This is a genomic window from Synechococcus sp. R6-5 (genome assembly GCF_047461775.1).
GTDB lineage: Bacteria > Cyanobacteriota > Cyanobacteriia > Thermostichales > Thermostichaceae > Thermostichus.
This window is the reverse complement of sequence record NZ_JANSHV010000110.1, coordinates 1-9,307: the sequence shown is the minus strand read 5'-3', so window position 1 is coordinate 9,307 and position 9,307 is coordinate 1. Positions and strand designations below refer to the sequence as shown.

The window sequence follows — 9,307 nt, the reverse complement described above, 5'->3', positions numbered from 1 at the left end:
GAGGGCCTCTTCGGCTTTTAGCTCCCCCCGAACCAGCTTGGAGAGGGTGTCTTGGCCGCCAGGGGTGTAGGTGATCTCGCGGGCGGCGCTGTTGAACACATTGCGGATGGGATCCCCTTTGCTGTCCACCAGTTCCAGCACCATCACATTGCGACCGGGCCTGAAGCCCTTCAGATAAAAAGACTCCCAGCGATCCAGCAGGCCAGATTGGCCGTTGAGGGTGTAGCGGATCCGCCAGTCCCGTGGCAAGTCACTCAACAGGCTCTCCCGCACCGGGGCATTGGCCAGCCAGAAATCCACCAAGATTGGCTCGGCCCCGTAGCTGCCTGTGGGGCGGTTGTAGGTGAGCAGGGGCAGTTGCGGCTGTGGTACGTACTCGGGGGTGGGAGCTAGCACGTGGAAGCTAACCTGGGCATAGGCTTCAGAGTTTTTGAAGCTCTCGTGCCAGGGTTTGCCGGCAAACACCCGCAGAGTATGGGATCCCGGCTCCAAATCCTTGAAAACGAGGGGAGCATCGGCATCGTAATGGGCGATGTAGGGACGGTTGTCCAGCACCACGTGCAGATGAGGGCCGAGACCCAATTGCGGATCTTGGAAAAGCGGATACCCTTGCACCGCGAAGCGAACGGTTACCTGCCGCTCTGACAACACCTCACCTGGCTTGGGGCTGAGGATCTGAACTTGCGGGCGACAGTACTGCAAATGGGCATCCAGCTTGGCAATCTCCGGGGGAACCGGCACGCGCTCTAGCTGGGGAAGCTGTTCCTGCGGGGGTTTAGGCGGGGATCCCCCACAAGAGGCCAAAACGAGGGCGGCCAACAGACAGATCCACCATCTCAACAACCCCCACCTTCTCAACCTGGCATTTCCCGCGTGTTCTTGCATGAGCCCTACATCCCAATGCTCTTTGTATCCTGCCGAGCCGCAGACAAGCCATCCCCACATTACCAGCATGTGTCCTTTGGGGAAGATCCCTTCCCCCGCCCTAGAATGGGATCAACTGGCCTGGCTCAAGCCGGGTCGGAGACACTTTTGAGGTCGTGTATGGCTCTGTTGGCGATAACAGCTCTTGCGGGCATGGATCTGGCCCAGTGGCAAGCTCTGCTCAACAACGTGGCGTTTGCCATTTCTCTGGGGGCCATGCTGTTTTACTGGGGTGGGGCAGCTTTTCCCCAGGTGCAGCTTTTGGCCGAATTGGGCCTAGCGGGGATGATCGGGGCAAACTTGACGATGGCCGCCCTGTTGACGGCCCGCTGGATCGATGCAGGCTACTTCCCCTTGAGTAATCTGTACGAGTCTTTGTTTTTCCTGGCCTGGGGGATCACCGCTTTGCACCTGCTGGCCCTCCACTGGAGCCGCAGCCGCTGGGTGGGGGTCATGACTGCCCCAGTTGTAACCGGGATCGTAGCCTTTGCTGCCTTGGTGCTGCCGGAAGATATGCAGGTAGCCCAGCCCCTCGTGCCGGCTTTGCAATCCAACTGGCTGATGATGCACGTGACTGTGATGTTGCTGGCCTACGCGGCGCTGCTGGTGGGATCCCTTCTCTCCATCAGCTTTCTCATCGTCACTCGCGGTCAGGAAGTGCATCTCAAGGGCAACTCCCTCGGCCTGCAATTTCGCCCTCCCCAACCCCAAACCCATCCCGAATGGGCGGAAGCCACCCTGCCTTCCCCGGCTTCAGAACTGGCCTACGCCGGCCTCCGCTCCCCCCGTCCTGCCCCCTCGTCGGCTGAACTCCCCCCCCAACCGGCCCCCGAAGGGATCCCCTGGCAACGGCTGAGCCTGGCAGAAATCTTGGACAACACCAGCTACCGGCTGATCGGGCTGGGCTTTCCCCTGTTGACCATCGGCATTATCGCCGGCGCCGTTTGGGCCAACGAAGCCTGGGGTACCTACTGGAGCTGGGATCCGAAAGAAACCTGGGCTTTAATTACCTGGTTGGTCTTCGCTGCCTATTTGCATGCCCGCATCACCAAAGGCTGGCAAGGCAGACGCCCCGCCCTCTTGGCCAGCTTGGGTTTTGGAGTGGTTTGGGTATGTTACCTGGGGGTCAACTTTCTGGGCAAAGGCTTACACAGCTATGGCTGGTTTTTCTAAGAAACCGATCCCCGTTTATGAGTATCCTGGTGCTGGCAAGCCGTAGTGGATCCCTCTCAAGAGGAGACAAGAGGAGAAAATTATGCGACTGTTCAACTACCTGATCCTGTTCTCGGCTCTCCTAGGAATCGCTCTCTTCGCCATGCAAAACGCCACCCCGGTCACGGTTACTTTTGCCCCTGGCGTCAGCATCGAAAGCCCTCTGGTGATGGAACTTCTGGCTGCTGCTGGGATTGGGGCCGCCCTCGCCTGGCTGTATAGCCTCTGGATGCGCGTACAGTTCAGCATCGAAGCCCGGGAAAAAAATCGGCAACTGCAGGAGAAGGAGGTCACCATCACCGAACTCAAGGAAATGGTGGTGGAGCTGGAAGCCAAAGTGAAGCAACTGCCTCCCAGCAAGCGTGCCGAACCCCAAGAGGACATCCAGGATGTGAAAGAAGTGGCCACCGAGGGATCCCCTGCCTAAAATCCCCAGGTTGACCCACAGGCCGTTGAGGTAGAATTGAACTTCTACTTGCCCCTCTCCCTAGCTCATACTTCCTATGCAGGTTATCCAAGAAAAACGCCCTGGCAGCCGGGTCGGTCTCAAAATCGTGGTAGAAGCCGACCGGGTGAAGCGCTCCTACGAAAAAACCTTGCGTCAACTGGAGCAGAATATCCAAATTCCGGGATTCCGCAAGGGCAAGGCCCCCCGCAACCTCGTTGTGCGGCAGGTGGGCCGCGAGCGCATCATGGCCAGTGCTGTGGATGACCTAATCAACGAGGCCATTCAACAGGCTTTCAAGGAAGCTCAGCTCACCCCCATCAGTCGGTTCGAGCTGGATGACGAGGTGGGGCAGCTCTTGGCTCAGTTCAACCCCGAGGCAGACTTCAGCTTCTCGGGATACGTTGAGGTGTACCCCGAAGCCCGCGTTGGCCAATACAAAGGGCTGACCGTTACGGCAACCCGTGTTGACGTCAAACCTGAGCAAATTGACCAGCTCATCGACCGATGGCGGGATCAGCGGGCCACCCTCTTGCCGGTAGAAGATCGGCCTGCTCAGTTGGGGGATGTGGTGGTGATCGATTTTGCAGCCCGCGATGCAGAAGGCAATCCCCTCGACGAGATGACCACCCAGGACTTCCAGCTGGAACTCAAGGAAGACAACTTCATCCCCGGTTTTGTGGCGGGCATCGTGGGCATGCAGCTCGACGAAACCAAGGAGATCGCAGCCACCTTCCCCGACGACTACTTCAGAAAAGAGTTGGCCGGGAAAACGGTTACCTTCATCGTCTCCCTGAAGGAGATCAAGGCCAAAGAGCTGCCCGAATTGGATGATGCCTTTGTGCAAGAGATCAGCAGCTTCCAAACGGTAGCCGAGTTGCGGGAACACCTGCAAAAGCGCCTTGAACAGGATGCCCTGAGACAATCCGAGGAGAACCTGGAAACCGCCATCCTCAACGCCATCTTGGAGACTACTGAGGTGGATTTGCCGGAAACCCTCATCGAACAAGAAACGACACAACTGCTGGCCCAGAGTCTCCAGGCCCTGCGGCAGGAAGGCATCAAGCCGGGGGAGCTCCGTAAGTTCTTGTCCGAGTTGCCTCCCGAAACCCTTAACCAGTTGAAAGAGCGCCACCGACCCGAAGCCATCGACCGGCTGCGGCGCACCTTGGCCCTGAGCGCCATCGTTCGGCAAGAGCAAATTGCCGTAGGTTCCACGGAGTTGGACGTGGAGGTGGAAGAGGTGATGGCGGCCTATGCCCAGCAAGGCCAAAAGCTGGATCGGGAACGAGTACGCCAAGCTGTCTATGAAGGCTTGCTGACCGACAAGGTGATGGCCTGGCTGAAGTCTCAGACCACGGTCAACTGGGTCGATAGCGAGGGGAATCCAACCCAGGCGCCCACTTCTTTGGCAGGCTCGGAGGAGAAGGTTGAAGTGCCAGAGGCCGAGTTTGAGGCCGATGAGCCAGAAGCAGAGGTATCTGGGATCCCTGAGGCAATTGAATCCTCATCAGAGACGGCTACGGGGGTGGAAACGGATGGAGAAGCTGCAGCTGCGGAAGCCGAGCCAGCTACAGAAAAGGCTGTAGAAGCATCCCCTTCTGAAACCGTCTCAGCCTCTGCGGCAGAGGCAACGCTCCCAGTTGAGGAGAAAGCGGCAGAGACCGCTACAGAGATCCCGGCAGCAGAAAAGCCCAAGCCGAGCAAAAAGGACAAAAAAGGCAAGTGAATGCGCTGGGGATTTTCTGGCTGAGGGCATTTCCTTCAAAAGCAAGGGGGCGCAGCCCCTAGTGTTCCAAGTCGCAAAAAATAGATATCTACCACTGCTGGCAGTGGCAAAGGGGAGCGTTTAGGGTTTATCCTATTCGCAACATCTGCAAGAGGGCAGGCTGCCATGAAGGGATTTGCGCGCGTACTTGGGGCTTGGGGGATCCTCACCCTGATCGCCGGGATCTCGCCCGGCAGCGCTGTGGGCCAATCGGCCTTGCCTCCTGTGCCCATCATGCCCTCGGATCCCCAAGGTTCGTTTCCCGATCCAGGGATCCCGGCAGCCCCTTCCCCTCCCCGTGAGCCGGTCGGGCTGGATCTCCGCCATCTGGTGGGATTGTTCATCAACGAGTCCTTGGGTGCAGGCAACCAAGCTGCCGCAGTTAGTTACAACGACCTCTACACCCGCCTGTTGGCCCGAAGCTACGGGGATCCCCGCCCCCCCATTGAGGTGGAGTACGAGTTCATTCAAGAGATCCTGCGGGAGTATGGGGATCCCGCCGATCGCTTCTGGGATCCGCAAGCTTTCAAGGACTTGCTCAACCGTCCCCGTCCTCCCGTACAAGCCCGCGGGATCGGCCCGCGCCAGGTTTATTTGGCTGTGCCGGATCTCACCCCGGCCACAGCTCAGCAAATCCGCCAAACCCTCTACACCCAAGACTACAGCCAGGGCATTGTCCTCGACCTGCGCGGCTCGGTGGGCTACGACCCCCAAGTGGTGGCCGATGTGGCGCGCCTATTTCTGCCCCGCTCCGTCCAGCCGCTGCTGATTACCGAAGACCGATTCGGGCAGCCCACCCTCTGGAACAGCGAAAATCTGCCCATTGCCGCCGGGATCCCGTTGGCCGTTCTCGTGGATGGTAACACCCGCCAGGGGGCCACCCTCTTGGCTGCCCAGTTGGGATCCAGCGGTAGCACCCTTATCTTGGGACAGCCCACCCAAGGCAGCGAGCGACAAACCCGCTTCTTTGCTCTCCCCTCCGGCGCGGCGGTGGAACTGGCCGTGGCCACCTGGAAGACAGGAGATGGTCGCTCTTTGGAGCGGGGTCTGGTGCCCTTGCAGACCGTGGAAGGAGATGACAATGCTTGGCTGAATGCCGGCCTGCAAGCGCTAGCCTTGCCCCCCCGGCGACCTGCCCTGCCCCCACGGCCTACAGTGCTGGTGCAAAAGGGTCGAGTCGGTCGCTTTGAGCTGGGCATGGATACCCGCAACGTGGATACCCACCTGCTGGGCAATGTCGATCAGATCCCAGCGGCCTCTGGAGCCAATGTGTTTCAGCCCAACAGCGACTTGAAGATCTTTTACCTACAAGACTACATCCTCTTCACCTACCGTCATCCGGGCATTGTGGATAGCTTTTTCGCCAACCGCATCTACACCACCCACCCGGAAGCCATGACCGGCGAAGGGATCCGCATCGGCTCCACCTATTCGGAAGTGATCGCCGTTTACGGCGGGCCCGGCGAGAACGGCTACAACGAGGTGGTACCCTATCCCAAGGGAAGCCGAGAATATCTGCGCGACGACCGCTACTACGTCAACTACGATGCCCTGGGCCTGGCCTTTGCCTTTGAGGTGGGATCCAACCAGGTCACGGCCATTGGCCTGTTCAAGCCGGGGAGCTGAAGGCGAGGGCAACTGGGGAATCTCTGTTGGCTTGCCAGAGGGTTCGGGGATCCCGCCCATCTCCACGTTGTCCCCTGCCGGAGAAAAGTTAATCGATTGTTAATCTTTTTGTCCTGATCTCTCAACATCGCCCGGAGCGATGCGGTAGATTAGTGCAGCAACCCCCGCAAAGGGGATTTTTTGTGCCATCTACGGACTGTAGGAGAAGCTCTTGGCAAACGTCGTGGTTGTCGGTGCCCAGTGGGGCGATGAAGGAAAAGGGAAGATCACCGACCTCCTCAGTGAAAAGGCCCATGTGGTCGTCCGCTATCAAGGTGGGGTGAATGCAGGGCATACCCTGGTGGTGGGGGGCCAAACCTTCAAGCTACACTTGATCCCCTCTGGCATTCTCTACCCCGACAAACGCTGCATCATCGCCAGCGGCACGGTGATCGATCCCGAGGTTCTGCTGGCCGAGATCGACCAACTGCATCAATTGGGCATTTCCACCGACAACCTGTTCATTGCCGAAACGGCCCACGTCACCCTGCCCTACCACCGGGTCATTGACATCGCAGAAGAGGAGCGGCGTGGCATTTACCGGCTGGGCACCACCGGCCGGGGCATTGGCCCCACCTATGCCGACAAGGCCGAGCGCATGGGCATTCGCGTCGTGGACTTGATGTACCCTGACCAGCTGCGGGAGCGCCTCAGTTGGGCCATTCCCTACAAAAATGTCTTGCTGGAAAAGATCTATAACTTGCCGCCCTTGGATCCCGAGCCAATTATCGAGCAATACCTGGCCTATGCCGAGCGGCTGCGCCCCTATGTTACCGACGCTGCTCTGCTTCTCACCCAAGCAATCGAAGATCGGGAGAACATCCTGTTTGAAGGGGCTCAGGGCACCCTGTTGGATCTCGACTACGGCACCTACCCCTACGTCACCTCCTCCCATCCCATTGCCGGTGGCGCTTGTATTGGCTGGGATCGGCCCCACCAGTATTGACCGGGTGATCGGGGTGGCCAAAGCCTATACCACCCGCGTTGGCGAAGGCCCTTTCCCCACCGAGCTCAAAGATGAGATCGGGGCGTACCTGGGGGCAACCGGTGCTGAATTCGGCACCACCACAGGGCGACAACGGCGCTGCGGCTGGTTTGACGGGGTAATTGGGCGCTACGCGGTGCGAATCAATGGCCTAGACTGCCTGGCCATCACCAAACTGGATGTGCTGGATGGCTTGGATGAGATCAAGGTGTGCGTGGCCTACGAGTACCAGGGGCGGGAAATTCGTCACTTTCCCAGCGATGCCCGGGTTTTCGCCCAGTGCAAACCCATCTACGAAACCCTGCCGGGCTGGAAATGTTCCACCAAAGATTGCCGCTCCATCCAAGACTTGCCCCCCGAAGCCCATGATTACCTGAAGTTTTTGGCACAGTTGATGCAGGTGCCGATTGCCATTGTTTCTCTGGGGGCCAGCCGCGACCAGACGATTATCGTCGAGGATCCCATCCACGGCCCCAAACGTGCCCTTCTCTACCCCAATGGTGGCAAGCGCGTCCACGCCCTCATGCCCGACTGAGTGGGCTCAAGAACAATTGGGAACAAGGGCAATCATAGGGCAATCATTAACAATGTAGTGATCAAATGCTCAGTAATGATCAATGTGAGTTAAGTTATGGTCATTTCAGGTTAGGGTGAAACGCCTAAGCTACGGAGAAAAGCCTTCCGGCCCTGTGCGTTCAACGTCTTAGGTGTGGATGCAGTGTCCTAGTTTATAGTCATTTAAGAGGGAATAAAACTGTTCCGTTGTCTTGCTTCCCAGCTCCTCACTGCCGAGCGAATAGGAAGCGTCTTAATCTAACTTGAAATGACTCTAATGGTTTGAGAAAAACAATATTGCCGCAGTTGGGCCAGTTCTACCTCACTGAGATCTTGCCACTGGCCAGGAGCAAGCCCCGCCAGAGAGAGGGGCCCCAGTCCAACCCGAACCAACCGCAAAGTTGGGATCCCAACAGCAGCAGTCATGCGGCGCACCTGACGATTGCGACCCTCCCGCAGCGTCAGTTCCAGCCAGGTGGTGGGGATGGAGCGGCGAAAGCGGATGGGGGGATCCCGTGGCGGCAGGGTGGGTTCCTCAGCCAAGACTTTGACCTGGGCCGGGCGCGTTTTTCGCCCTTGGATGATCAGCCCCTGTTGCAGCTGTTGCAGGGCTTGGGGGGTGGGGATCCCTTCCACCTGAACCCAGTAGATGCGCTCATGGCCGAACTTGGGATCGATCAAGCGGGCATTGAGGCGACCATCATCGGTCAGCAGGAGTAGCCCTTCGCTGTCGCGATCCAGTCGCCCCACCGGATAAACCCTGGGCACCGGGATAAAAGACTGGAGGGTGGGCCGTCCCTCTCGGTCGGTGAATTGGGTGAGCACGCCATAAGGCTTGTAGAACTTGAGATAGCGCATGACACACAAAACAACAAAACTGTGAACCCAACCTTTCCAATCTTTAAGATTTGGCAGAAAGATTTGGCAGAGCGGCTTCAACGGTAAGATCAAGCCTTAAGGAGCAATATCCCTCCATCGCCAGCAGCGTTTGACGGAGCTCAACCCATGACTATAGACAACAACTTACTCTGGGTTTTGGTTGGAACAGCAGGGCTCTCTCTCCTCAGCCTGGTGTACGTGCTGGTGGATGAGGGCAACAAACGTCGCCGCTACGAACAGCAAAAGGAAAAAGAAGCTGCTCAGCCACCTGCGGTTGTTCCTGCAGAAGAAGCCGGGATCCCAGCTGCACCTCCTCCTTCTGCTCCTGAACCTGTTGCTGCTCAGCCCGCTTCAGCGCCACACACTGCTGACGGGTTCCCAGAAGCGTCGCGTAGCGATGACGAGGAGCCAGAAACCTCCCCGGAAGCGGTTCGCGCCAGCAGGACAGAGTCCTTGCCCAGCCCTGAGGACTCTGCTCTCCTCAAGGAGCCGGATACAGGGCCTGACCCCGCAGAGGAAATGCCGAAAGATACCCCATAACAGTTTTTTTCGGTTCTGGGGAAGTTCTGGGGATAGATGGGATCCCCATCCCGCAAGAGGGGAGCTTCATGCCCTCATCAGGGTTTGCTCTCCGTAGCGCAGCATCATCTCCAAAGCCGCGAGACGGTTGCCCCAAACTTGAACTCGATAGGGGTTGCGCAGAGATTCCAGCCGCATCCAAGTGGCAAGATTGGTTTTCAAGTTGCCCAGTTGCTGACGGGCTTGTTCCAGGGCTTCCGGGGTGGGATCCGCTGCCAAGGCCGCCAGGGATCCCTGCACCCGCTCTATTTGCTCCATCCATTGGCTGTGCTGATACATTTACGCTGAACACTGC

Annotated in this window: 7 protein-coding genes and 2 pseudogenes; 6 read left to right on the top strand and 3 right to left on the bottom strand. The window is 58.4% G+C overall.

Features of this window, described 5'->3' with window-relative positions; translation table 11 throughout:
• Positions 1-819, bottom strand: a pseudogene (locus NW818_RS06820) (hypothetical protein); the annotation flags it as partial.
• 258 nt (positions 820-1,077) lie between these two features.
• Between NW818_RS06820 and ccsB the strand changes: the two are divergent.
• The 5 genes and pseudogenes from ccsB to NW818_RS06795 all read left to right on the top strand — a co-directional run bounded on the left by ccsB (position 1,078) and on the right by NW818_RS06795 (position 7,534).
• On the top strand, positions 1,078-2,097 hold the full coding sequence (gene ccsB / locus NW818_RS06815; RefSeq protein WP_414388903.1) for a c-type cytochrome biogenesis protein CcsB: 1,020 nt from the start codon (positions 1,078-1,080) through the stop codon (positions 2,095-2,097).
• An 82-nt stretch (positions 2,098-2,179) separates the two neighbouring features.
• Positions 2,180-2,563: a lipopolysaccharide assembly protein LapA domain-containing protein gene (locus NW818_RS06810; RefSeq protein ID WP_414418616.1), complete on the top strand. Its 384-nt coding sequence runs from the start codon at positions 2,180-2,182 to the stop codon at positions 2,561-2,563.
• Between the two features lie 76 nt (positions 2,564-2,639).
• Positions 2,640-4,310: a trigger factor gene (gene tig / locus NW818_RS06805; RefSeq protein ID WP_414424146.1), complete on the top strand. Its 1,671-nt coding sequence runs from the start codon at positions 2,640-2,642 to the stop codon at positions 4,308-4,310.
• Positions 4,311-4,475: 165 nt separating this feature from the next.
• Positions 4,476-5,975, top strand: coding sequence for a S41 family peptidase (locus NW818_RS06800; RefSeq protein ID WP_414391147.1), 1,500 nt, complete (start codon positions 4,476-4,478; stop codon positions 5,973-5,975).
• A 211-nt stretch (positions 5,976-6,186) separates the two neighbouring features.
• Positions 6,187-7,534: pseudogene (locus NW818_RS06795) on the top strand (adenylosuccinate synthase).
• Positions 7,535-7,812: 278 nt separating this feature from the next.
• Here NW818_RS06795 and NW818_RS06790 read toward each other — a convergent pair.
• The gene (locus NW818_RS06790; RefSeq protein WP_041436950.1) at positions 7,813-8,412 is read right to left on the bottom strand and encodes a pseudouridine synthase; all 600 of its coding nucleotides are present in this window, start codon (positions 8,410-8,412) and stop codon (positions 7,813-7,815) included.
• Positions 8,413-8,559: 147 nt separating this feature from the next.
• On the opposite strand from NW818_RS06790, the gene NW818_RS06785 reads away from it, so the two are divergent.
• Complete coding sequence (locus NW818_RS06785; RefSeq protein ID WP_414343809.1) at positions 8,560-8,973, top strand: hypothetical protein; 414 nt, start codon at positions 8,560-8,562, stop codon at positions 8,971-8,973.
• 66 nt (positions 8,974-9,039) lie between these two features.
• Here NW818_RS06785 and NW818_RS06780 read toward each other — a convergent pair whose 3' ends face one another.
• The gene (locus tag NW818_RS06780; RefSeq protein WP_414390272.1) at positions 9,040-9,291 is read right to left on the bottom strand and encodes a hypothetical protein; all 252 of its coding nucleotides are present in this window, start codon (positions 9,289-9,291) and stop codon (positions 9,040-9,042) included.
• Positions 9,292-9,307 lie beyond the last annotated feature (16 nt).